This is a genomic window from Paenibacillus sp. oral taxon 786 str. D14 (assembly GCF_000159955.1).
GTDB classification, from domain to species: Bacteria; Bacillota; Bacilli; order Paenibacillales; family Paenibacillaceae; genus Fontibacillus; species Fontibacillus phoenicis.
The window spans coordinates 198,493-222,143 of the sequence record NZ_GG695972.1; the positions used below are offsets into that span (position 1 = coordinate 198,493).

Sequence of the window (23,651 nt, forward strand, 5' to 3'; positions counted from 1 at the left end):
GGCTAAATCCGATCAAATCGCCTAACGCTGGGCCTAATAAGGTCGCTGGAGTCCGTTACAGCGGGGAATTGCCAGAAAAGTGGCCAATAAGGTCATTAGGGTCCGTTGCGTACAGCGGTGAGACCGGCTGCTCTCTATGTTGCGGCAACCAACTTATCCCCGGAACGACTGAATAAACTTCACCGCCTGACGGATATCCTCCTCCGGGTTGTCGCCGACTTCGCGTTCGATCGTCAGGTAGCCGGTGTAGCCGATTTCTTGCAGGGCGGCGAAATACGCCGGGAAGTCGACGCTGCCCTTGCCCAGCGGCACCTCCTCGAAGCCCACACCGGAGGCGGCCATATCGGCGATTTTCTCGTGGCTCATCGCATCGTAGCCGAGGAAGCCGTACACGTCGCGCGGATCCACCGTGCGGTGGCGAACGCCGTCCTTGACGTGCGTATGGACGATGTAGTCTTTCAGGATCTTGACGCCTTGAACCGGGTCATCCCCGGTGACCATCACCATGTTGGCCGGGTCGAAGTTGACGGAGACACCGTTGGTGCTGAGGGTGTCCAGGAAGCTTTTTAGATGGGCAGCTGGTTCAGGTCCGGTCTCGATGGCAAAATAAGCGTTCAGGCTCTTCGCATACACGCCCAGCTCCTCACAAGCCTGCTGCATCGCCGCGTAAATTGGGCTGTTGGTGTCCTCCGGCACGATGCCGATATGCGTGGTCACCACGTTGGTGCCCAGCTCAACCGCCAGATCGAGAATTCGCTTGGACTTTTCGATTTTGGCTGGGTTGGCGGCGGCATCCTGAAATCCATGGCCGGCGAGGTCGCCGCATAAGGCGGAGATTTCAAGCCCCAGGCTGTTGATGTAATCGCGCAGTTCTTTGCGCTTTGGCCCAGTTAGAACCTCCGGATCCATCTCGCCGGAAACGGCATAAATCTGTACGCCGTCGGCTCCGGCTTCTTTCGCTTTCTTTAAGCCTTCCTTCACGCCTACGCCAAAGCTGTCAACGATAATGCCAATTTTGTTATTTAGCTTCATCGTGCTCACGCCTCCTTGGGCTTCATAAGATTAAAAATGAATTTCACGGCCTTCGGCGGCCGAATCGTATATCGCGTTCAGGATTTTGATCATCTCCACGCCGTCCTCCACTGGGCTGATCGGCGGGACACCATCTAGGCAGCTGGCTACAAAGTGGTTGATTTCATTCTGGAAGGCTCCGCTAAAGTCAAAGCCTGGCGCAGTGATCTGCGGTTCGATATTCACGATCGTGTTGTGGCGCTCGGTCACCATCGACAACGTCGGTTCAATTTCGGCGCCGCCCTTGTCGCCATAGATGTTGATCAGCGCTGAATTTTGCTTGGCATGCAAGGAGAAGCTGACGTCCACGATGAGCGACGCGCCGTTCTCGAAGCGGATTAACGCATTGGCCATATCCTCAACCGTGTTGAGGGAGGCATCATAGTCCGCGGCTTGGTAAAAAGAGTAGTTCTCGATGTTCGAACGATTCCCCAGTTTCGCATAGGTGTTGCCGCTCACCGATTTGACCTTAGGCCGGCCCATCAGGTACCAGCACAGATCGATCGCGTGCACGCCGATGTCGATCAGCGGGCCGCCGCCGGAGCGCGACTTGTCGGCGAACCAGCCGCCGGGATTGCCGAGCCGACGCAGGAGGCTTGCTTTGGCGTAATAAATCTCGCCGAGGTCTCCGGCATCGATAAATTTCTTCAGCACCGCGATGTTGGAGGCATGACGCCTTACATATCCGACCTGCAGCAGGTTACCGGTCCGCTCCACGGCTTGTTGTACTTGCAGGGCCTCGTCCACAGTGATGCAGAGCGGCTTCTCGCAGAGCACCTGCTTGCCGGCCTCCAAGGCGGCGATGCTAATCGGGGCGTGGGTGTTGTTCCAAGTGCAGATGCTGACTGCCTGGACTTCCGGATTGGCGAACATATCGCGGTAATCCGTGTAAACGTGCGGGATGTCGTACTTGCTTGCCATGCTCCGAGCCCGTTCCTCGTTCACGTCACAGATTGCGAGCAGCTTGGCCCGCGGGTTGGCACGGTAGGCTTGCAGATGGGACTCGGAAATGGAACCTGTGCCGACCAGGCCGATGTTCAGTTGGCTCATTTTTCGCAGGTGCACCCTTTCGTTCTCCGCGCGAGTTTGCTACAATGAGAGCATTCATTCGCTAGGATATGTTTTATTTATTCAAATCTATGTTTAGGCACCCCTAATTTAGCACAGCGATTTAAAAGGGAGAATGTTCAGGATGACAAAATATCTGGATTATATGATCAGCCCTGAGCCGATTCGTTTGTTTAATCCCGCGGTGGATGCGAGCCGGCGCAAAATCCAATCGTTATCCGTCGTTAACGCCGGTCATCTGCCCGGGCGCACGATGCAGCGTGCAGACGCAAAGTTTCGGTATTGGGCGTTTGTGGTGATCACGGGCGGGAGCGGGTATTACCAGGCCGGCAACGCGGAAAGGCAGGAGGTTACGGCAGGATCCTGGTTTTGCCTGTATCCGGACGAAACGTTTCAGTATGGTCCACACGCGGAAGGGCATTGGGACGAGTATTATTTCACGGTGGAAGGCTCAAGGGTGGAGGAATGGCTTGGCAGCTGGCTGCAACACCCCGACCAGGTCAAAAAAGCAACGATCGACGACTCCCTCATTAACCGGATGGAGCTCATGTTCATGTTGATCGACAGCGGTGTGCCGAGCAATCTCGACCGAGCTTCTCTAATGCTGGAGTCGTTCCTGTACGAGCTGGTGTCGCAGGCGGATCAGGCGGAAGCCGGAAACCGGGGTCGGTTCGTGATGAAGGTCATCGAGGACATTGCCGCTTCGCTGTATGCCGGTCCAACGCCGGAGGAGCTGGCGGCGCGGCATCATATTTCGATGTCGACGTTGCGGCGGATCGTGCACGAATATTCGGGTTATCCGCTGAATGAATTCATTCACCGACTGAAGGTGGCCGAGGCCAAGAACGTCCTGATGAACACGGAGAAAAGCGTCAAGGAAATCGGCGAATCGCTGGGGTATCAGGATACGTTTTATTTTTCGCGCGTGTTCAAGCGAATTACCGGATGTTCGCCGCGGAGTTATCGTCGCGAAGGCGGACAGTGAGTCTCTGGGCGCAGGGGTTTACACTATATGAGGAGGTTCACGGGATGAAGCTTTTTTTTCAAGGATGGGACGAGGGATTAGTTCATGGCGTAAAAGAATTGGAGGCCCAGCTCGGATTCCAAATGGACCCTTCGGGATTACCGGTGGAAGTTGTGCGCTTGTCTCCAGATGCAGGACAGTTGCGGGTCTCGCTGAGCGGCGGGAAAGGTCGGATTGAATATGTGGAGAGGATTCATTTTTTCCGCGCGTTGGGGTTGTTTGTGGAGCATGCCAAGACGAAAGAGTCGTTTGATCTAACTGAGCGGCCGAGCTTCGATTACAACGGGGCGATGCTGGACGCGTCGCGCAATGCGGTGATGCGGGTGGATGCGATCAAGCAGATGCTGCGCTATATGGCGGTCATGGGACTGAACGGGCTGATGATGTACACCGAGGACACGTACGAAGTGCCGGAACTTCCTTACTTCGGGTATATGCGGGGACGGTACACTGCGGAGGAATTGCGGGAATGCGACGATTACGCGGCGTTGTTTGGCATCGAGATGATCCCGTGCATTCAGACGCTGGGGCATTTATTTCATGCGCTGAAATGGCAGTATGCGGAGCCGCTGCGCGACCATCCGGACATCGTGCTGCCGGGTGCGCCGGCAACGTACGAATTCCTGGAGCAGGCGATTCGGGCGGCATCGGCGCCGTTCCGGTCAAAGCGGATCCATATCGGCATGGACGAAGCGTTTCAGGTGGGACTTGGCCGGTATTTGCGGGACAACGGCTTCCGCGACCGATTCGAGGTCATGAACGAGCATGTCGGGCGGGTGATGGAGATCACCGGGAAGCTGGGGCTGGAGCCGATGATCTGGAGCGACATGTATTTCAACCTGCTGTCGAACGACGTGCAGGGCGGGTTGTATAACATGGAGGCGGATTTTTCTGAGGAAAATATGGCCAAAATCCCGAAAGGCCTCCGGTTCGTTTACTGGAACTACTGGGGGACGGACGAGAACGCGTACAAAGAGGTGTTTGATAAGCACCGGCTGCTTGGGTCGGAGCCGATTTTTGCGGGAGGCATCCATATGTGGAACCTGATGGCCCCGAACCACGGCAAAACGTGGTCGTCCATGCACCCCGCGCTGCGGGCAGCCAAACGGAGCGGCCTGCGCGAGGTGTTTGCGACCGCGTGGGGCGACAACGGGAACGAGGCGAATCATTTCGTAATTTTGCCGGGGCTGCAGCTGTTTGCCGAATACGGGTACCATGACGGCGAGGTGACGGACGAGCATCTGCAGAAGCGGCTGGCCGCCTGCACGGGGCTTGATTTGTTTGGACCGCTCGAAGCGTTGAAGGGGATGGACGAAGTGCCGGAGGTCTACGAGGGGAACTATTACGGCGCGAATCCGTCGAAATTCCTGCTTTGGCAAGATCCGCTGATCGGCTTGTTCGACAAGCATGTGGAAGGCATGGAAGGGACGCTGCCGGACTATTATGCCGGCCTTGCTGAGAAATGGCGGGGTTACCTTGCAGGAGAGGGAAGCGGATGGACGGAACCGTTTACCGCGATGTTTGCCTTCTATGAAAAGCTTGCCGCCGCGCTGTCCGTAAAATCGACGCTGGGCGTGACGATCAAGCGCCTTTACGACGCCGGGGACCGGGACGGGCTGCGGCGGATCGCTGACGAGACGCTGCCGGAGCTGAGCCGTCGGGTCGAGGAGCTGCGCGTGGCGCACCGGGAGCTGTGGCTTGGAACGTACAAGCCGTTTGGCTGGGAAGTGCTCGATATCCGCTACGGCGGTGTACTGGCCCGCGCGGCATCGGCTCGCGATCGTCTGCTGGACTACGTGAACGGCCGGGTGCCGCAGCTGGAGGAGCTGGAGGCGGAGCGGTTGGTGTTCAATCAGAACAACGTGTTTGGCACGCTGGATGTGAACGGATTGTACCATCAGATTGCGACGGCGGGTTCGCTGTCGATGTAAAACACAAAACCCGATCGTAGCTAAGTGATTCTTATCTGTGATCGGGTTTGTTTTTAGCCGCCGTATTCTCTTCCGAAGGCTTCCATCTTCTCGAGGATCGGCAGTAATTTTTTTCCCCTGTCTGTAAGCGAGTACTCTACCCGTGGAGGGACTTCCGGATAAACTTCACGTTGAATGACTCCATCTTGCTCCAACTCTCGAAGCTGCTTGGTGAGAGAGCCTTGCGATAAACCGCCAAGATATTTTTTGATATCCGAATAGCGACGAGGTCCTTCTCTTAGATACCATAAAATAAAGTGTTTCCAACGTCCGGAAAGTATATATTGGGTAAAGGATATCGCGTACATATCCCTGTTTTCATCGATAAACGCTTCATCAAATCCTTCACTGCAGACCCTCATTGTATTCCCCCTAAAGGTACAAAAAGTTGTACTATGTTCATTTTTATTGCCTTCTTTGCGGATGTAGCGAAACATTTTATGATAATGTCAATGTCCTGGGACAGAACAACATTGGCCAATGTTTAGTTTATTGTATCAAATACATGTGGAGATGGATTACATGAATGAAACCATTTCATTGCTTCAGAATCATGCATCTGTGCGATCTTTTACCAATACACCTATAACCGAAGAACAGCTGGAAGCCATCTTTAAAGCAGCCAGTCAAACTTCATCTTCCAGTCTTCTTCAAACCGTTTCGATTATTCGAATCACCGATCAGGATCTGCGAAAAAAAGTGATGCAACTCAGCATGAATCAACCCTATATTGAAGAAGCCGCAGAGTTTTGGATTTTCTGTGCAGATTTCAACCGGAATCATCAAATTGCCCCAGAGGTGGATATTGAATATATTGATTTTCTGTTGGTCGGTACGTTCGACGCTGGTCTGATGGCACAAAATGCTTTAACCGCAGCCGAATCCATGGGACTTGGCGGTGTATTTATCGGGGGGGTCCGAGCGAATATCGACGAATTATCTGACCAGTTGCAATTACCGAAGTATGTGATCCCTTTGGTGGGGTTATGCTTGGGTACCCCGGCAGGAGAGAAACCTGGGATGAAGCCGCGGCTGCCTCAATCCATGGTCTTGCTAGAAAATGAGTATCAACCACTGGATCGAGAGAAATTAGCCGTCTATGATGAAGCCATGTTGAAGTATTATGAGAACCGTCCGGTTACGCCTCCCTTCACCGAGAAAAAAGTCAAAGGATGGAGTGACCATATCCAAGAACATCTCCAGAGAAGTACACTCCCTCAAATGATGGACTATTTGAACAAGCAAGGATTTGCGAAAAAATAACGGTCGAGATTTTCTACTTATGAGCGATACTTATCCAGCAGTTCGCTTAGCGTTCGCTTGATCGAATCCACCAGCTCCGGCGGTTCAAGGACGGTGGCCTCCTGACCGAGGCCAATAAAGAACGTCGCGAGGTAGGACAGCTCGCTGATCGGGAACGATCCTTCCAGCCGACCGGAGCCGTCCTCACGGACGTGCAGCTTCAGGCGTCGGCGGACGAGCTGGCCTTCGCAGGCCTCGACGCCCAGCGGGGTGAGCTCGACCAGGCAGTCCAGCAGAGCCGGCTTGCGGCCGAGGTGCTCTTCCCAGTTGCCGAGATGGACATCGCGCAGGTCGAGCGGTTCTGGTGCGTCGGGACCCACGGCCGCCTCAGCCGAGGTGATACGGTCGCAGCGGAACAAGCGGAAATCGCGGCGCTCAAAGCAGTAGGCCGGGCAATACCATAAGCCGCCGCTGGCAAAAATGCCGACCGGCTGGATCTGGCGGCAGGTAGAGACGCTGCGGCGCGATTCGTAGTTGATGCGAAGGACTTGCTGCTGTATAGCTCCTTCCAGCAGCAAGCCTAAATACGGAAAAGCCGATTGCCGCGTTGGGGTCACGAAGTCGACCCGGTTTTTCATCTGGTCGATGCGGTCCCGAACGTCGCTGGACATATAGTGATAGAACTTGCCAAGCGCCGAAGAAGCTTCCGTTTCAAACGGAAGAAATTTGTAGTGGCGCAGCGCGTGGCTGGCGAAGAAGATCGACACCGCCTCCTCTTCGGTGAACGCGATCGGCGGCAGGACCCGCTCGTTTAGCACCTGGTACCCGCCATGCGGCCCAACCTCGGAATACAGGGGCACGCCAAGCTCGCTAAGCTCCTGCAGGTCCCGAAGGATCGTGCGGGAGGAGACGCCGAATTCTTGGGCCAGTTCCTTGACGGTGAACCTACGTTTACGGTTTACAGTCATCATCAGCTCCATGAGCCGTTTCGATTTGGACATGAGGTTGAAGCTCCATTCTTGTTTTTTAATTACGACAATAGTTGTCACTATTATGAGCTACACGGAGTACAAAGTCCAGTGAACGGACTTCACCCTGCACCAATGTGTGCGTTTTCCTATGCTATGATAAGAGGTAAGAGTTGCGTTAAAGGGATACAGAGACAAAGAGACAGGAGATGGGGACCCGTGAGCTTACGCGAAATCACTGAGCAGGAATGGCTGATGCAAGCGGAGAAGAGAAGGGAGACAGCGCAGAAGGGGAAGGAAGCCGGCAGGGAGGCTTTATTTTTCGTTACGGCTCTTTGCGGGACCTGCCAACTGGCGGAAAAAATGCTGGAGATCGTCCTGGCGTCCGGCCCCTGCATTCCGGTGTCCAAGCTGAACATCAACTATACCCCGATCCTGCGGGAACTGTGGCGGATCGCCAGCGTCCCTTGTCTGATCGTGCTCGAAGACGGTGTGCCGGTCCGGCAGGAATACGCCATGCGTTCGGTGGTGGATTTAAGCGAGTGGCTGCGGGTATAAGGGCTTTGCTTTGGGTTATAGCATTTGGAAAGCGGTAACAACGCACGACTAATTTTGCGATGAAGGTGGTTTTTCCTATGGAACTGCGGGAAGCGGTAGAGATTATCGGGCGGATTCGCCGCAATATCGGCGAGGTGGTGGTTGGGAAGGAGAACGTGGTGGATTTGTTGCTCGCCGCGTTGCTCGGGAACGGGCATGTGCTGCTGGAGGATGTGCCGGGGACCGGAAAAACGCTGCTGGCTAAAGCGCTGGCGAAATCGCTTGGCGGCGAGTTTAAGCGCATCCAATTTACACCGGACCTGCTGCCATCCGATTTGAGCGGCATAAATTTCTATAATCAGAAGACCGGCGATTTCGAGTTCCGTTCCGGGCCGGTGTTCACTCATGTGCTGCTGGCGGACGAAATTAACCGGGCGACGCCGCGGACGCAGTCCAGCTTGCTGGAGTGCATGGAGGAACGGCAGGTGACGATCGACGGAGTGACGCATGAGCTGGCGGCGCCGTTTTTCGTCATGGCTACGCAGAACCCGGTCGATCAGCAGGGAACGTTCCCGCTGCCGGAAGCCCAATTGGACCGCTTCCTGATGCGGATTGCCATGGGATATCCGACATCCGACGAGGGCGTGTCCATCCTTCGGCGCTTCAAGGAGCACCAGCCGCTGGCGGATCTCCTTCCGGCTGCCTCGGCTGCGGAAGTGGCGGAAGCGCAGCGGTTCGCGCAGTCCGTCCGCGCGGCGGAGGACCTGCTCGCTTATATCGTGGCGATCACCGAGGCAACCCGCAAGCATCCGGAGGTCAAGCTGGGCGCGAGCCCGCGGGCGAGCATGAGCCTGCTGCGCGCCTCGCAAGGCTTTGCATTGGTTCGAGGCCGCGATTACGTGACGCCGGACGACATCAAGGCGGTGGCCGTGCCGGTGCTGGCGCATCGACTGCTCCTGCGCCACAGCTTGCGCGGTGCGGACAATCCCGGTGCCGAGGTGGTGCGTCAGGCGCTGGAGCAGGTGGAGGTCCCGGCTGAAACGGTGCTGGCGGCACAGGGCAAGCAGGGGGACTGACCGATGCTGCTGCCATGGCTCCTTATCAGCGCCGTAGGAATCATCGTGTCGTTGGCGCTTGTTTATCGCTGGCGAGCGTTGAAGGGGATCCGTTATCGGCGTTATTTTACGGAACGGGCGGTGTTTGAAGGGGATACCGTCGAAATGGTCGAGGTGATCGCGAACGCCAAGCTGCTGCCGTTGCCGTGGCTTCGGCTCGAATCCAGCATCGCTGCCGGCCTGACGTTTGGGCGGCAGAGCAACTTGAATATCCATGCCGGCGAGATCTATCAGAACCACAGCAGCTTATTCCACCTGCGGCCGTACCGGCAAATCACCCGGAGCCACCAAGTAATCTGCTCGCGCCGGGGATGGTATCGGCTGGAATCGGCCACGATGACGACGGGCGATCCGTTTGGGATGAACGCCGAGGTCAAGCGGTTCCCGCTGGACCTCGAACTGCTGGTGTACCCGCGAATTCTGGAGCTGCAGGAGCTGCCGTTGCCTAATCACAGCTGGCTGGGGGAGCTGCCCGTCCGGCGTTGGATCGTGGAGGATCCGTTCCTGACAGCGGGCACCCGCGAGTACCGGGCCGGCGACCCGCTTAGCAGCATCAACTGGAAGGCGACGGCCCGCACCGGCGAGCTGCAGGTGCATCAACGCGATTACACGGCCGACCATCGGATGATGATTTGCCTGAACCTGGAGACCAGCGATTCGATGTGGAAGACGGTCATCGAACCGGAGCGCATCGAGCTGGGGATCCGTTACGCAGCGACCGTGGCCGAGCATGCGCTCCGCAGCGGCCTGGCGGCGGGCTTCGCCTGCAATGCGTGCCTGGCGGACGGGCCAAGGGAGCCGATCCGGATCGCACCGTATGCCTCCGCCGACCAGTTCACCTTGCTGCTTGAGACGCTGGCCCGGATGGTGCTGGACAAAACCGTCTCGATGATCCGACTGCTGGAAATCGAGCTGGAGGCGGGGACGACCGATACCGACTATCTGATCATCTCCTGCCACCGGGGCGAGAAGCTGGTGGAAACCGCCGAACTGCTGCGGCAAAACGGCAACGGCGTGGAGTGGATGGACATCCCAGCGGTGGTGTAAGAGCCGCCAGACCTAATAGAAGAAGCGCCGGTCAGGAATCCGGCGCTTCTTCTATTAATTTTGCCGTCAGCAGCAATCGTTCCGGGGCTGGCCCGACGTAGGTAAACGGGTAGCAGGTAATCAACGTCAGCAGCGGTTCGGTGGAGGCTTGCACCGCATTGGCATCGTCCTCGTCGACGATTCTCCGGCCCGTCACTTCATAGATAAAGTTACCGGCGGCGGTCTCTACCTCGATCCGATCCCCTGCCTTCAGCTTGCCGATGTTGCGGAAGACGGTATCCCGATGGCCGGCGAGGACGCTGTTGCCGTCTTCTCCTGGGAGCGGGGTGCCGGTTACATGCCCGACCCCCAGTTTGAGGGGGCCGTTCCCCGTTCCCTCCAGGATCGCATAGCGCTGATCGAGAGAAGGAAAGGCGATCTTGCCGAGAAGCTCGCCATCCTCGGCGATCCGCGCAGGCGCGGCGGCCTTTCCGTCGCCGCCGGTCTGCTGGAGCTTGCTGGCCAAGGCCGGGGACAGCGGGTTTTCGTCCGCTGACCGCACCGCGCGTTCGCTGTCCGTTTCCCGCTGCAGTTCATCCCATTGCCGCAAGGCTTGCTGCGCTTCCAGCGGGGCCTGGATCACCTGATAGATGGAGTACGCCAATACAACCAAGGAGCAGGAAAATACCAGCCATGCGGACATTCGTAATAATGAACGTTTGCGTCGCATCGGTTACTCCCGTCTTGACTTGCGGAGGAACATGCCGGTGCCGACCGTAGCAAACAAGCTGATCAGAATCAGGTTATACCACGGATTCGCCGTTTGCGGCAGCTCCTCGATCATGCCTGACCCGCCATCGCCTGGTCCTGGCCCTGGATCGGCCGGCGGCTGCGGTTGAGGTGACTCCTCCGGCTGTGGCTGAGGCTGCGGCAGAGCGGGATTTTCCGGTTGCTCCGGCGTGGAAGGATCAGGCTCCTCCCCTGAAGGGTTGCCCGAAGGCTCCTCGGTGGGTTGGCCCGGATTCGTTCCAGGGTTGCTTGGAGGATTGCCGTTATTCCCCGGCGTTGGATCATTGGGCTGATTCGGCCCCTCGCCCGGCGGATTGGAACCGCCGCCCCCGCCGTTGGAAGGCTCCTCGGCATAGGCGGAGAAGGCGAACGCGATCGTTGCTGCTTTGCCTTGATATTCGTTGCCGGCCTCTTCCGGGAATTTCACGCTTAAATCCAGCTCGTTCTCTCCACCGGCTGCAAGCCGTCCTAACGCGATTTCTTGTTGCTGCAGATGCAGCGCGCCGTCATAAATCACGGTGTCCCCGTCCTTTACCGTCAGCTGAAGGACATCGAAGAACTCGGTGTCCCCCGAGACAAAACGCGTCCGCACCTTGTAATCAAAAGCGATGCTGCCGTCATTCGCGACCGTAAACGTCCGTTCAACCCGGTCTCCGGGCTTTAAATTGGTCATCGGCAGCTCGCTGCTGAGCTCCGTTCCGATCCGCAGCTTCAAGGTATCTGCGGCGCTGGCCTGTCCTGCATGCCATACCACCCCGACGAGGATGGACGCAGCGTAAATGGCCGCGGCGTATTTGCGGAAGCTCCGATACCTCACCCTTTTCAATCGTCCCCATCCTTTCCCTTCCTTGCGATGTAGCCCTCTCAGACTGAGGGAGGCGTTCAATTCGTGCCGAAAGCTATCGCTATTCGTTGAAATGTTCGTTATAACGAACTAATACTTATGCTTATTATATCTCATTTTCCATAAATGGGAAGGGGGAAATCAGGCTGCTCGATTCATCTCACCTACAGGGGCTGTCGGGATCTGCGTACAAACCGCATCCAGTCGCGTCCCGCCCGGAAAATCTCCTTTAATCCCGGCGACCGTATAAGGTAGTACGGGGTGACCCGGCCTCCCCAATTGGTTTTGGAATAGGCGACCGTCGGGAGATTGGCCCCAGCGAAATCAAATTCGGCGAAGCCCAGGTCAGATAAATCCTGAAGGGCGAAGCTTTGCGACTGCTGAACCACGCCGAGGTTCAGATGTTCCGTTTTGCTGGCTGCGATCCAGCCGAAGGCACGGCGGCCATCCAACGATACAACTACACTGGTGCTGACCGGCTCTCCATTCGGCGCATAACAGACATAGGCGCGGAAGGCTTGATCCCCGAGCAGACTTTGGGCCAGCTCAAGATCCTGCTGCGTGAGATGGTGGCTGAAGCCCTGCCGCGTTTCCGTGCCCTGCAAGCACTGATATACCTCGGCCATGTCCTGCGTCAGCGCCGTCCAGTAGCCGGCGGCGGTCGCTTTTTTGATTTTTGCCCGGATTTCCGTGCTGGCCTGGTCTATCTCGTAGGGGAGCTCCACGATGTATGTATATTTCACCTCGGCGATAAAACCGCTCCATACAAACGGACGAATATCGGCAATACCAGGTGGAAAGACGAAGCTTGCGCTGCGCTGGACCTTCCCGAGCGTCAGTGGCGAGCAGCAGCAGGTTAAAGCTGCCCCGGGCTCCGCGAATCTCCTCTGACGAAGGGGCCGCACCGGCTTTTCCTGCCGTTCCATTATCAATAACACCAGTTTGCCCAGAGCTTGAAGCTTCGTCGCCGATGCCTTCCTCCGTATCCGACAGTACATCTCCACCGGTACGCTCCGGCGTAGCCAATACCGGGATCTCGGTGCCCCGAAAATGCCGTGAAGGCTCGTATTTCAAATAGGCGGTCAGCAGTCCGAAAGCCGCAAGGAGCAGAAGAATTACCGGGATTGCCACTTTTTTGGGGATTTTGAATTTCATTCGTTTTTCCACTCCGTCTCTAGCGATTCGAGTAGATCTCGTGAAAGGGTTTCATAGCAGTATATTCGTGGAATCTGAACCGTATGCTCGGAATGAAGGAATCTGCCAAGCCAGCGTCAGAGTGCGCGAATGCGTGCAAAAATGACGAAATTCCAGCATTTTACCAAGTCTATTTCGGACTAGACCTACATAAGGTGGTGGAAATGGGGCGAATGCCGATATTTTTTTAGGGAATAGGGGAGTCAAGCCGATGAAAGTGCTAGTCACGGGGGGAGCGGGGTTTATTGGGCGCCACACAGTCAAGCGGCTGGTGGAAGAGGGGGAGCAGGTGGTGGTGGTCGATACCGGGTTGCCCGGGAATCTAAGGAAAAAAGACGAGTTGGTTACATACTACGCGACGGACATTATGTCCGATGAATTGGAGTTGATCTTTGCCGAGGAACGACCGGATGCCGTTATTCACCTTGCAGCCCAAACCAGTGTCCGTCGCTCCTTGCAAAACCCAACGGCCGACGCCGAGACGAATATCCTGGGGACGATCCAACTGCTGGAGCAATGCATTCGTTTCGGAGTGCGGCGGATTGTCTTTGCGTCATCGGCCGCGGTGTACGGGAATCCAGACCATTTGCCGATCAAAGAGTCGCAACGACCGGAGCCTTTGTCTTTTTACGGTGTGTCGAAACGGGTTTCCGAGATGTATATCCAATCGTTTAGCGAGCGCTACGGGCTGGAGTATTCGATCCTTCGCTATGCCAATGTTTATGGGGTACGGGAGCAGCGTACCGGTGAGGATGGAGTGCTGACCGCGTTCGTCGAACGACTGATTGCGGGCCTTCCTCTGGAGGTGTACGGAGATGGCTCGCAGACGCGGGATTTCGTCTATGTGAAGGATATCGCAGAGGCGAACGTGCAGGCGCTGCGATGCGCGGGCAGTCAGATTATAAATGTCAGCAGCGGGCGCGGTATCTCTATTCTGGAGGCGTTGGGGGTCTTATCGGAGATATCCGGCCGCCATGTGCAGCCGCAATTCCGTCCCGCCCAGCCGGGGGATATTGACCAGAGTGTGCTTGATAACGGCAAAGTTCGGGAGATCCTCTGGTGGGAGCCGCGATATTCGCTATATAATGGATTAGTAGAGATGATGGAATTCGAAATGGAAGCGAGAAAAAATCCACTGCTCATCCAGCGAACCAACTACAGTGAACCATCGGTCTTCTTTTTTGGGGGGAGCCTCGGATAAACGACGCCCGCAGCCCCCTCCTCTGTGATATGATGAATCTAGAAGAAGGAGAGCTTTTCGTTCGGATAGGTGTCGGAATAGGGTCCGGAGCCGGCCATCGGAGGAACATATCGGGAGGGATGACGGGATGAACGACAAGGGCGAATACGCAGACCCGCATCAAAATGAATCCGCTTACCTGGTGCAGGCTCTGCGATTTGGCCTCACCTGCCTGATGGAATACGTGCTGCTGCTGCCGGCATGGATCTTGTTCGCGTCGTTCCTTCGGCCGCCGGAGCTTCCGGTCGCGGGACTTGGCCTGCTGCCGTTGCTCTCGCTGGCCGGCGTCCTGCTTGGCACCCGGCTGCGTAAGCTGTGGCAGCGCGGGGCTGCGGCCCTCGCCTTTGGCGCGGTGTATACCGCGGCCGCCTTCGCTTGGGCGGGGGGCGCGAGCGCGCTTGGCTTCGGTAACGCCGCATCGGCCGGCCAGACGCCCGCGCTAGCCTCCACCGTCGTTGCGCTGTTGCAAACGGTGGCGCTGTTTGCCGCCGGGGTGTTTTGCTCGCTGCAAGGGCTGACGGTTCGGAATCGCCAGCGCCATTTTCGGCTGTACTGGGTTGGGCTTGGCCTCTATTTCTTAGCGGGAATCTTCTTCCCGCGAATCGAAGCGCTTCAAGCGACGGTCCCGCTCATCACCTGGGCCGGCGTTATCAACTTGGCCACGGCTCTGTTCGTGACGAACCATCAGTTTCTGTGCTACAGTTCGCAATCCGGTGACTCGGGAGAGCGGCTGCCTGCTGGTCTCCGCCGCCATAACCGCTTATTTGTCGGCGTGATCGTTGTTGCCGCTTTGTTGCTGGCGGCCGGCGTTGGTCGCTGGATCGGCAGCCTGCTGTGGAGATTGCTTCAAGCGATCGTGCGTTGGTTAACCCGTCCGCAGGAGCCTGTGCTTCCGCCGACGGAAGAGCCGGAAGCGGTAACTCCGCCGCAGGAGCCGATGCTGCCAGCGGAACCCCAGGAACCGGGGTTGCTGTCGGAAATTTTGAACTATGCGTTTTATGTGTTTGGCGGCTTGCTCCTGGCGGCACTGCTGGGCTTCGTCCTGTATTGGCTGTATAAGAACGCCGGGGGTTACTGGCGCAAAGCGATCAGTCGCCTGCTCAACTTGCTGCGCCGGGAAAGCGCCGCGCCGGAGCCAGCTGCTTACCGCGACGAGGAGACGAGTTTATTGACTTGGGAATCGGCACTGCAAGGCTGGCGCAGGATTGGCGCCCGCCTGCTGCGTACCGGGAAGCCAGCCGAACGTTGGGAGGACATGAGGGATAACCGAGAGCGCGTCCGCTTTTTGTACCGACTATTTTTGCGGAAGGAACGTCAGCGGGGGGTCTCGCTCAAGCCCTATTTGACCCCAAAGGAATTGGTGGAAGAGATCAAGCTGGAAGCTGCAGTTGATCCGTTGCTCCAACTGTACTATGAAACGAGGTATGGGGAAGAGCTGCCGGGAGACGAGGAGGTGGCGGAGCTGCGGCGGCGCCTTGCGCGGTAAGGCGAAGCAGGTGTGCTCCGGATCGACCTAGCGGTTAGACGCAAAAAACGCGAGCCTGCAGAGATTTACTCTGCTTGCTCGCGTTCTTTTTTTCATTAGGAACTGTGTTTGACGATTTCGAGTTTCTTAAAGCGATGCGGTTCCTTCTCCAGCAATGTGAAGGTTAAATCCTCATGCTCCAGCGTGTCTCCGACATCCATAGACGGGTTTCTGCCGTAGAGCCAGCCGCCAATGGTATCCACTTCCTCCGTGCTCAGGTCGGTTAGCAGCACTTCGTTGATCTGATTCACCGTCACCGTGCCGAGGGCAACCACATGCGATTCGTCGAGCTGGACGATCGGATCTTCCTCTTCTTTATCGAATTCGTCGCGGATTTCCCCGACAAGCTCCTCGAGAATATCCTCCAGTGTAACCAGACCAGCGGTTCCTCCGTATTCGTCGATCAGGATCGCCATATGGGTGCCTTCCTTCTGCATCTTCTTCAGCAACTCATTCACTGGAGTTACTTCGGAGACGGCCATCACCGGCTGCAGCAAAGCGGAAAAATCCAGATTTGGATTGTGATCATAAGCCAAGAAGAACTGTTTCGTATTTACGATTCCGATGACGTTATCCTTGCTGCCATCAACAACCGGAAAACGGGTGTATTGCTGTTCCCGGATGATCTCCAAGTTCTCCTGCCGCGTCTTGTCCGTATATAAACACACCATATCGGTGCGAGGTACCATGATTTCCTTGGCGAGCAAATTATCAAATGCGAATATCCGATTCACGTAGCCAAATTCGCTTTGGTTAATTTTGCCGCTTTCGAAGCTCTCGTTAATGATGATCTGCAGTTCTTCCTCCGAGTGCGCTTCCTCATGTTCGGAGGCCGGCTTAATGCCAAACAAGCGCACGAGCTGGTTGGCCGAACCGTTTAGGGCCCAGATGAAAGGGCGCATGACTTTCGTAAAAAGAATCAAAGGTTTGGCTGTAATCATGGCAATTTCTTCGGCTTTGCGGATTGCCACGGTCTTAGGGGCCAACTCACCCACAACAACGTGAAAATACGTGATGACGACAAACGCGATAATAAACGAAAGCGCGCTGCCAACAGTCTCAGGTACTTTCAGGCTATGGAACAATGGATGCAGCATGCGCTCCACCGTTGGTTCACCCAGCCATCCGAGTCCCAGCGCGGTGATCGTAATTCCGAGCTGGCAAGCCGATAAAAATCCGTCCAGGTTGGAGGTGACCTGCTTGACGGCGACGGCACCCTTCCGTCCTTCCGCCACAAACTGGTCGACCCGGCTGCCCCGGACCCGAACGATCGCAAATTCTACCGCGACGAAAAACGCCGTTAACGCGATAAGAATGACGACCAAAACCACATTTAAAACCAAATACCTGTCACTGTCCATTCGATGCATCTACTCCTCGATAATTTAATATAATGGCGTGAATCTTATCACTATTATACAATAAACTCTCCCGTTCATGCGAACCCGCTCGCGGGGCGGATTAGGTGTTAATGTTCGTGTTTTTAGCAGTAGTTGTGAAAAAATCCACGTTATTTTCTTTTGTTTTGGTAAAAAACACGAATATTAAATTTAAATTAGGCTTGACTTATCCGTTTATCCCGCTTATACTCAGGTTGTTCCAAAACACAAACAAGTCCATAGATTAAAGAACAAGTTCGTATATCCTCAATAATATGGATTGAGGGTCTCTACAAGGAACCATAAATTCCTGACTACGAATAGGGTGCATTCGCATACCTATGAGAGGTCAGGAATTTTTTGGTTTATGATGTGAATGATAATCACCTCAGGAGGATACAGATGAGCAAATACGATGTCATTGTAGTGGGAGCCGGCCCTGCCGGGATTTTCGCCTGTTACGAACTGACCCGGAAAGCGCCGCATTGGAAGGTGCTTCTGGTGGACAAGGGGCATGATATCTACCGCCGCCGTTGCCCAATCTTGGAGGAGAAGATTACGCTTTGCCCGCCTGCGGCCGGGCGCAAGGAGTTTGCCGGATGCTTGCCGGCCTGCTCGATCACGGCTGGATTTGGCGGTGCCGGAGCCTACAGCGACGGGAAATTTAATATCACGACGGAATTCGGCGGTTGGCTGAGCGATTATATCGCGCCGTCCAAGGTGCTGGATTTGATTAAATATGTCGATGCGATCAACTTGGAGCACGGGGCGACAACCACCATCACCGATCCGATGACGGAAGCGGTCCGACAGATCGAACAACGCGGATACGCCGCCGGGCTCAAGCTGTTGCGGGCGCAGGTGCGGCACCTGGGGACCGAGCAGAATCTGGAAATCCTGAAATCGATCTACGAATATCTCAACACGCGCATTGATATGCTGTTCAAGGCAGAAGTCGAAGACCTGATCACGGAAAAAATCGATGGAAGCCACCAAGTCCGCGGGATCACACTGAAGAACGGCGAAACGTACGAAGCCGATCTGGTGATGGTAGCTCCAGGCCGGGACGGTTCCGCTTGGTTGACCGAGATCCTTAAGAAACGCCGTCTGAAGATGACGAACAATCAGGTGGACGTTGGCGTTCGTGTGGAAACTTCCGATGTGGTGATGCGGGAGATCAACGAGCATTTGTATGAGGGCAAGTTTATTTTTAATACATCGGTTGGCACGCGAGTGCGCACGTTCTGCAGCAATCCTTCCGGACATGTCGTCGTCGAGAACCACAGCGGCGTGATGGCGGCCAACGGTCATTCCTTCAAAGATCCGGCGCTTGGTTCGCAGAATACCAACTTCGCGCTGCTCGTATCGCATCGGTTTACCGAACCGTTTGATAAACCAAACGAGTATGCGCGGGAAATTTGCCAGCGGGCCAACGATTTGTCGAGCGGCGGGGTCATCGTGCAAAAATACGGCGATATCCTGCGCGGACGCCGCTCCACAGCTGCGCGGATTGCCGAAGGCTTCCTGGAGCCAACGCTCAAGGAAGCGGTGCCGGGCGATCTCGGCCTGGTATTGCCGTACAATACGATGAAGAGCCTGATCGAGATGGTCGAGGCGCTCGATAAAGTGACGCCGGGGATTGCTTCGGAGCATACGTTGTTCTACGGGGTGGAGGCGAAGTTCTATTCGGCCCGTCCGAAGCTGAGCGAATCGCTGGAAACGGAGATCAGCGGCTTGTTCTGCGGCGGTGACGGCGCGGGGATTACACGCGGCTTAGCCCAGGCGGGAGCGGCCGGAGTATGGATCGCCCGCGGAATGATCGAGAAAGCGGGAGTGTAAGGAGCACATAAGATTACGGGTACAGTCCTTGAAACGGGGGCAGTGCCCGTTTTTTGTTCTTCGTGAATCGTTGATGTTCATGCTTTGGCGGAATGATTTTACATAATTTTAATCGACAGGAAATAATGTTCAATTTTAAAATAAGTATGATGAGGAGGTAGTCCAATAAAAATCAAGCGCATGGGGAGGAATCGATGATTTATGAGTAAGGGCAAGGCGAACGCTTGGCGCAAGAAATGGTTAGGTTTCTTATTAGCCGGCGCATTGGTCGTAACCGGTCTGCCGGGATGGGCACCACAGGCGGCAGCCCAGCCTGCCGATTTAACGGTCGATGTATCGCGGGCCGGGGCAGGCGCGCAGCTTAACGCAGTATCGAACAGCGGAGAGGCCTTGCTGCAGATCGCTGCCGCTCCGCTCAGCGTCGCTGAAGCGATCGCCAAGGGGAACAGCGGCGAAGCAGTGGAAGTGGACGGCATCATTGTGGGCCATGCGACGGGATCGCTTACTGCGGATTTTGAAGCGCCCTTCGGCAACGATTTTAACTTCCTGATTGCCGATACAGCCGGGGAACAGGACAAAACGAAGCTCATCGACGTACAGATTCCTTCCAGTTTCAGAGCGGAGTTTGGTCTTCAAAGCAACCCGGATTTGATCGGGAAGTCGGTGATCGTATCGGGGTCGCTGGCGGCGTACAACAATTTTGCTGGATTAAAAAGCGTAACCGCGATTTCATTATGGGACCAGCCGGGAGATCCGGGTGAAGATCCTGGAGAAGAGCCTGGCGAGGATCCCGGTGAGGACCCTGGTCAAGATCCGGATCCGGGCGACATCCCGCAGCTTCCGGACGGCACCGGCAAAAAGGTGCTGTTTGACAACGCCCACGGCCAAACCGCCGGCGCAGCGGATTGGGTTATCGATGGCGGGTTTTCCGACTTTGCCGATGGGCTGCGGGCGGCCGGTTTTACGGTAGAGTCGCTGGAACGCCCGATGCCGTATACGTTTGGGGAAACGGCCATTACCTACGAGGCATTAGAGCCTTATGACGTCTTTGTGATTCCTGAAGCGAACATTCCGTTTAAGGCAGCTGAGCAGGAGGCTTTGGAGCAGTACGTGGAAAATGGCGGCGCCGTATTTTTCATCTCCGACCATTATAATGCTGACCGTAACAAGAACCGCTGGGACGCCTCAGAGGTATTTAACGGCTATCGCCGCGGGGCCTACGAAAATCCGGCGAAAGGGATGACAACCGAAGAGGCCAATTCACCTGCGATGCAGGGGGTGAACAGCTCCGACTGGTTAGCAGACAACTTTGGCGTTCGCTTCCGTTATAACGCGCTGGGTGACGTGAATGCAACGGATATCGTCAGCCCTTCGCAATCGTTTGGCATTACGGCGGGCGTAGATGCGGTCGCCATGCATGCAGGGTCAACCGTGGCCATTCTCGATCCGCAGAAGGCCAAAGGACTTGTTTACGTCCCTACCGGCGTTCCGGCCTGGGGTAATGCTGTTGATGAAGGCGTCTATAATGGCGGCGGCCGGGCGGAAGGCCCTTATGCAGCCATCGCCAAGCTGGGGCTTGGGAAAGCCGCGTTTATCGGCGATTCTTCGCCGGTGGAAGACGCAACACCCAAGTATGTACGGGAAGAAAACGGGCAGAAGAAAACGACATATGACGGCTTCAAGGAAGTGGACGACGGCCTGTTCCTGGTGCAAACCGTGAAATGGCTGGCATATGACGAGAACTATACTTCCTTTGATCAGGTGCCGGGACTGGTGCTGGATACGCCAACTGCGCTGGACGCAGATGAGGAGCCGGCCGCCACCACCGAACCGCAGCCAGAGCCGTGGGCGCAGCCGGCCCCCGGATATAAATGGTATGATCCGGCTACGTTTAAGCCGGGTTCGTACGGCTCGTCGCAAGCACCGGAAACGGAGCCAACGTTTGCCTTTGTCCATCAAGCACAGCTGCCAAGCCAGCAGGAATTCCAAATCCGCGTGACCGCAGACGGCTTAACGCCGGGACAGACGGTGTCCGATTTGCGGGTAGGCATCTACCTGGCCGGCGGTGAACAGATCGCCCGGTTCAAGAATGCGGACGGCAGCTGGTCGGATTACAATTACAGCCCGGCGTTTTCGTTGACGGGCGATGCCCTGGGGCATGCGTCCAAGGATTTGACCGTGCAACTGAAGCCGGGGGTAACGGCCTCAAGCGCTAACTTACGTTTGAAAAAAGGCAGCGCGAATGAACTCACGAAGCAGGTCGAGATCGCGAATGTGGATGCCGAGCCGTTGCCAGGCGATCATCCGCCGGTGCCGGAGTCGAGCACAATTGCCGCAGCACGTGAGGCGGCGGAAGGGACGGTCGTCACGGTTCAGGGAGTGATTACTTCCGAACCGGGTGTGTTTGGCGGTCAAGGCTTCTATTTGCAGGATGAAACGGGAGGCATTTACGTCTTCCAAACAGCAGCGGGTTATCATGCCGGTGACCTTATCCGTATCAGCGCAACCCGTACGTTGTACAACGGGGAAGTTGAGCTGGAGAATCCGGTGCTGATCGAGAAGCTGGGGACAGCTCCGCTGCCGCAGCCGCAGGTTCAGGATGCGGTGACGGAGGCGAATCAAGGACAGATGATCACCTTGACCAACGTAGTGGTGCAGGATGTCGTTGCTGCGACTCCGGCGGGTTCTCTTGAATTTAATGCCGTCCGCGAAGACGGCAGTTCAACCCGAGTACGGTTTGATGGTAGAACCGGAGTGACGATGGATTCCTTTTTGGCGCTGTACCCTGAAGGTACCCGCGTGAATATCAGCGGTATCGCCTCGGTATACCGAGGGACCTACCAGCTGAAGCCGCTTGCCTTGGCTCATGTCGTACCAAGCGCGACCGAGGCGGATTTAACGGCTCCGGTGACGGAGCGCGATGTCGCCGGGGTTGAGGGGGCGGACGTTTATAATCCGATGGAAGTCACGGTAGCTTTGTACGCAGAGGATCAAGGCGGCAGCGGTTTGGAACGGACTGAGTATCGGGTGAACGGCGGGGAGTGGATTCAGTATGCTGAGCCTTTTACACTGTCAAACGACGGGAAGTATACGATCGAATACCGCTCCGTGGATCGGGCAGGTAACGAGGAAGCGCCGAATACCCTGTATATTAATGTAGATCGTCTGGCACCAGAAGTGACGTTTACAGGGGATTACCAAGTGCTCCAAGTTGCCCCAAGTGTTCCTTTCAACATCGCCGTAAATGACGCGGTCAGCGGGCCGAAATCAACGGCTTACCGGCTTGACGGACGCAGCATCACGGGCGTAGCCGAAATCGTTCCCTTCTCTTTATCGGTTGGTACGCACAAGCTAACGGTCCAAGCAACGGATGCAGCGGGACATACCGCGTCGGTGGAATTTACATTCCAGGTTACGATCAATATCGCGCATTTGGATGAGCTGGTGGATTTGGGCAAAGATCACGGCTATTTCTTGACCCATGGCACGGCCGCCAGCCTGCAAGCCCAAATCACCTCGCTGCAAAAGGCCAAAACCCCGCTGGAGCGCGATATCAGGCTCAAGGCGCTGAAGATCACGATCAGCGTCCAAAGCGGATTAACCATGAAGCAGAGCTTCGCGAATCTGATGCTGGAGGATTTGGAGTATATCGGGGGAGTGGCAGCTTAGCTTGTAGATCTTGGAATAGAAAAGTCGCTCAGGATAGAGTAGATGCCTGAGCGACTTTTTTGCCTTCGTTCGTTAAAAAAACCAGGCTTGCCAAGAATGAAAGCGTTTTGTATAATGAGTTATGCAACCGGTTGCAGATTAAGGAGAGATCAATCGTGTCTAAGATAACTATTCAAGAAATTGCGATTTTGGCGGGTGTTAACAAGGCGACCGTATCCCGGGTGATCAACGGGAATCGGAACATTTCCGAGAAAACTCGGAAGAAAGTCGAAGACATCATGAAGCAGTATAACTATGTCCCCAACTCCATTGCGCGCGGATTGGCGACGAAGAAGACGTTTACGGTCGGCTTTTGTTTTGATTACACCAATAAACAGGCCTATGCTAACCCGTATTTTTACAAAGTCCTTCAAGGGATTGAAGAGGTCGTATACAATCACGATCACATGTTTCTGATGATGAGCGATCATGAGGGGAAGAACGGCAGATCAACATTCGAGCGGGTGGTGGTTGAGCGCCGGGTTGACGGTGTCATTATCCCCAATACGCTGCTTAATGAGCGGAATTATGAATTGCTAACCAAACATGACATGCCGTTTGTCGTATCCGGCGAAAATACGCTGAAGCAAGCGGACGCACCTTGGGTAGATATCGATAACGTTCAGGCTGGTCGGATTCTGACCGAGCATCTAATCGATTTGGGCTGTCGCAACATCATGATTTATGCCGGCGGATCAGCCGCCAAGAGGGACAAATTTCTGGGTGATCGCCTGAACGGCTACCATGAAGCGATGCGTCAACACCACTTGGAACCTCAAGTGATCGAGCATGCCGATTTTTTGAAAAAGCTTTATGATTCCCCTCGCTCTGGATCGGAAGCGCAACGGCCCGATGCTCTGATCTGCTGTACGCATGAACAGCTTTTCGAAATCTTGGACTGGGAGAACGGTAATCCTCTCTTGGCCGAGCTGGCTTTAGCTACATTTGACAGCTTTCCGATGTCCAAATACTTGAAATACCCGGTGCATTTCGTAGAAATCGATCTGGAAATGATGGGGAAGCAAGCGGCGCAAATGCTGTTTTCGCGGATGAATAAAGAATCGGGGGTACCGCCGTTTATCTCGATTCCAACGCAAATCGGTAAATGATCG

At 55.7% G+C, this 23,651-nt stretch carries 19 protein-coding genes and 1 riboswitch; of the genes, 11 read left to right on the top strand and 8 right to left on the bottom strand.

Annotated elements, in window-relative coordinates; all coding sequences use genetic code 11:
• Positions 1-153 precede the first annotated feature (153 nt).
• Both POTG_RS05915 and POTG_RS05920 read right to left on the bottom strand, forming a co-directional pair.
• The gene (locus POTG_RS05915) at positions 154-1,032 is read right to left on the bottom strand and encodes a sugar phosphate isomerase/epimerase family protein (protein WP_036644399.1); all 879 of its coding nucleotides are present in this window, start codon (positions 1,030-1,032) and stop codon (positions 154-156) included.
• A 30-nt stretch (positions 1,033-1,062) separates the two neighbouring features.
• The gene (locus tag POTG_RS05920; protein WP_036644401.1) at positions 1,063-2,121 is read right to left on the bottom strand and encodes a Gfo/Idh/MocA family protein; all 1,059 of its coding nucleotides are present in this window, start codon (positions 2,119-2,121) and stop codon (positions 1,063-1,065) included.
• 142 nt (positions 2,122-2,263) lie between these two features.
• On the opposite strand from POTG_RS05920, the gene POTG_RS05925 reads away from it, so the two are divergent.
• Together POTG_RS05925 and POTG_RS05930 are read left to right on the top strand one after the other, a co-directional pair.
• Positions 2,264-3,124, top strand: a complete 861-nt coding sequence (locus POTG_RS05925; protein ID WP_009223909.1) for a helix-turn-helix domain-containing protein — start codon at positions 2,264-2,266, stop codon at positions 3,122-3,124.
• 44 nt (positions 3,125-3,168) lie between these two features.
• Positions 3,169-5,094: a beta-N-acetylhexosaminidase gene (locus POTG_RS05930; protein WP_009223910.1), complete on the top strand. Its 1,926-nt coding sequence runs from the start codon at positions 3,169-3,171 to the stop codon at positions 5,092-5,094.
• A gap of 53 nt (positions 5,095-5,147) precedes the next feature.
• On the opposite strand, the gene POTG_RS05935 is transcribed toward POTG_RS05930, so the two are convergent.
• Positions 5,148-5,495: a winged helix-turn-helix transcriptional regulator gene (locus POTG_RS05935; protein ID WP_009223911.1), complete on the bottom strand. Its 348-nt coding sequence runs from the start codon at positions 5,493-5,495 to the stop codon at positions 5,148-5,150.
• Between the two features lie 160 nt (positions 5,496-5,655).
• On the opposite strand from POTG_RS05935, the gene nfsA reads away from it, so the two are divergent.
• On the top strand, positions 5,656-6,396 hold the full coding sequence (gene nfsA, locus POTG_RS05940) for an oxygen-insensitive NADPH nitroreductase (protein ID WP_036644403.1): 741 nt from the start codon (positions 5,656-5,658) through the stop codon (positions 6,394-6,396).
• 17 nt (positions 6,397-6,413) lie between these two features.
• Here the strand turns inward: nfsA and POTG_RS05945 are convergent, their stop codons facing one another.
• On the bottom strand, positions 6,414-7,376 hold the full coding sequence (locus POTG_RS05945; RefSeq protein ID WP_009223913.1) for a helix-turn-helix transcriptional regulator: 963 nt from the start codon (positions 7,374-7,376) through the stop codon (positions 6,414-6,416).
• A 186-nt stretch (positions 7,377-7,562) separates the two neighbouring features.
• Between POTG_RS05945 and POTG_RS05950 the strand changes: the two genes are divergently transcribed.
• The 3 genes from POTG_RS05950 to POTG_RS05960 all read left to right on the top strand — a co-directional run bounded on the left by POTG_RS05950 (position 7,563) and on the right by POTG_RS05960 (position 10,042).
• Positions 7,563-7,901, top strand: a complete 339-nt coding sequence (locus tag POTG_RS05950; RefSeq protein ID WP_311202263.1) for a thioredoxin family protein — start codon at positions 7,563-7,565, stop codon at positions 7,899-7,901.
• Between the two features lie 77 nt (positions 7,902-7,978).
• Positions 7,979-8,956, top strand: a complete 978-nt coding sequence (locus POTG_RS05955) for an AAA family ATPase (RefSeq protein WP_009223915.1) — start codon at positions 7,979-7,981, stop codon at positions 8,954-8,956.
• A gap of 3 nt (positions 8,957-8,959) precedes the next feature.
• Entirely contained in the window at positions 8,960-10,042 is a 1,083-nt protein-coding gene (locus POTG_RS05960; protein WP_009223916.1) for a DUF58 domain-containing protein, read from the top strand.
• Between the two features lie 31 nt (positions 10,043-10,073).
• On the opposite strand, the gene POTG_RS22675 is transcribed toward POTG_RS05960, so the two are convergent.
• From POTG_RS22675 to POTG_RS05975, 3 genes are all read right to left on the bottom strand, one after another.
• Entirely contained in the window at positions 10,074-10,751 is a 678-nt protein-coding gene (locus POTG_RS22675; protein ID WP_009223917.1) for a sortase, read from the bottom strand.
• A 3-nt stretch (positions 10,752-10,754) separates the two neighbouring features.
• Positions 10,755-11,636 (bottom strand): hypothetical protein, encoded by an 882-nt coding sequence (locus tag POTG_RS05970; protein WP_009223918.1) that lies wholly within the window; start codon positions 11,634-11,636, stop codon positions 10,755-10,757.
• A gap of 182 nt (positions 11,637-11,818) precedes the next feature.
• Complete coding sequence (locus POTG_RS05975; protein WP_083791418.1) at positions 11,819-12,652, bottom strand: GNAT family N-acetyltransferase; 834 nt, start codon at positions 12,650-12,652, stop codon at positions 11,819-11,821.
• 407 nt (positions 12,653-13,059) lie between these two features.
• On the opposite strand from POTG_RS05975, the gene POTG_RS05980 reads away from it, so the two are divergent.
• Positions 13,060-14,049, top strand: a complete 990-nt coding sequence (locus POTG_RS05980; RefSeq protein WP_009223920.1) for an NAD-dependent epimerase/dehydratase family protein — start codon at positions 13,060-13,062, stop codon at positions 14,047-14,049.
• 127 nt (positions 14,050-14,176) lie between these two features.
• The gene (locus tag POTG_RS05985; protein ID WP_009223921.1) at positions 14,177-15,574 is read left to right on the top strand and encodes a DUF4129 domain-containing protein; all 1,398 of its coding nucleotides are present in this window, start codon (positions 14,177-14,179) and stop codon (positions 15,572-15,574) included.
• A 95-nt stretch (positions 15,575-15,669) separates the two neighbouring features.
• On the opposite strand, the gene POTG_RS05990 is transcribed toward POTG_RS05985, so the two are convergent.
• Positions 15,670-16,974, bottom strand: a complete 1,305-nt coding sequence (locus POTG_RS05990; protein WP_036644407.1) for a hemolysin family protein — start codon at positions 16,972-16,974, stop codon at positions 15,670-15,672.
• A 255-nt stretch (positions 16,975-17,229) separates the two neighbouring features.
• Positions 17,230-17,329, top strand: a riboswitch (purine riboswitch).
• 65 nt (positions 17,330-17,394) lie between these two features.
• Between POTG_RS05990 and POTG_RS05995 the strand changes: the two genes are divergently transcribed.
• From POTG_RS05995 to POTG_RS06005, 3 genes are all read left to right on the top strand, one after another.
• Positions 17,395-18,831 (top strand): NAD(P)/FAD-dependent oxidoreductase, encoded by a 1,437-nt coding sequence (locus POTG_RS05995; RefSeq protein WP_009223923.1) that lies wholly within the window; start codon positions 17,395-17,397, stop codon positions 18,829-18,831.
• 201 nt (positions 18,832-19,032) lie between these two features.
• On the top strand, positions 19,033-22,500 hold the full coding sequence (locus POTG_RS06000; protein ID WP_009223924.1) for a DUF6359 domain-containing protein: 3,468 nt from the start codon (positions 19,033-19,035) through the stop codon (positions 22,498-22,500).
• Positions 22,501-22,655: 155 nt separating this feature from the next.
• Entirely contained in the window at positions 22,656-23,648 is a 993-nt protein-coding gene (locus POTG_RS06005) for a LacI family DNA-binding transcriptional regulator (protein ID WP_036644410.1), read from the top strand.
• Positions 23,649-23,651 lie beyond the last annotated feature (3 nt).

Excerpts from the sequence above, each read along its gene's own strand:
- POTG_RS05925 (WP_009223909.1), top strand. The coding sequence starts at position 2,264 with ATGACAAAATATCTGGATTATATGATCAGCCCTGAGCCGATTCGTTTG.
- POTG_RS05980 (WP_009223920.1), top strand. The coding sequence starts at position 13,060 with ATGAAAGTGCTAGTCACGGGGGGAGCGGGGTTTATTGGGCGCCACACA.
- POTG_RS05955 (WP_009223915.1), top strand. The coding sequence starts at position 7,979 with ATGGAACTGCGGGAAGCGGTAGAGATTATCGGGCGGATTCGCCGCAAT.
- POTG_RS05930 (WP_009223910.1), top strand. The coding sequence starts at position 3,169 with ATGAAGCTTTTTTTTCAAGGATGGGACGAGGGATTAGTTCATGGCGTA.
- POTG_RS05945 (WP_009223913.1), bottom strand. The coding sequence starts at position 7,376 with ATGTCCAAATCGAAACGGCTCATGGAGCTGATGATGACTGTAAACCGT.
- POTG_RS06000 (WP_009223924.1), top strand. The coding sequence starts at position 19,033 with ATGAGTAAGGGCAAGGCGAACGCTTGGCGCAAGAAATGGTTAGGTTTC.
- POTG_RS05985 (WP_009223921.1), top strand. The coding sequence starts at position 14,177 with ATGAACGACAAGGGCGAATACGCAGACCCGCATCAAAATGAATCCGCT.
- POTG_RS05960 (WP_009223916.1), top strand. The coding sequence starts at position 8,960 with ATGCTGCTGCCATGGCTCCTTATCAGCGCCGTAGGAATCATCGTGTCG.
- POTG_RS05995 (WP_009223923.1), top strand. The coding sequence starts at position 17,395 with ATGAGCAAATACGATGTCATTGTAGTGGGAGCCGGCCCTGCCGGGATT.
- POTG_RS05935 (WP_009223911.1), bottom strand. The coding sequence starts at position 5,495 with ATGAGGGTCTGCAGTGAAGGATTTGATGAAGCGTTTATCGATGAAAAC.
- POTG_RS05990 (WP_036644407.1), bottom strand. The coding sequence starts at position 16,974 with ATGGACAGTGACAGGTATTTGGTTTTAAATGTGGTTTTGGTCGTCATT.
- POTG_RS05915 (WP_036644399.1), bottom strand. The coding sequence starts at position 1,032 with ATGAAGCTAAATAACAAAATTGGCATTATCGTTGACAGCTTTGGCGTA.
- POTG_RS22675 (WP_009223917.1), bottom strand. The coding sequence starts at position 10,751 with ATGCGACGCAAACGTTCATTATTACGAATGTCCGCATGGCTGGTATTT.
- POTG_RS05920 (WP_036644401.1), bottom strand. The coding sequence starts at position 2,121 with ATGAGCCAACTGAACATCGGCCTGGTCGGCACAGGTTCCATTTCCGAG.
- nfsA (WP_036644403.1), top strand. The coding sequence starts at position 5,656 with ATGAATGAAACCATTTCATTGCTTCAGAATCATGCATCTGTGCGATCT.
- POTG_RS05975 (WP_083791418.1), bottom strand. The coding sequence starts at position 12,652 with ATGTACTGTCGGATACGGAGGAAGGCATCGGCGACGAAGCTTCAAGCT.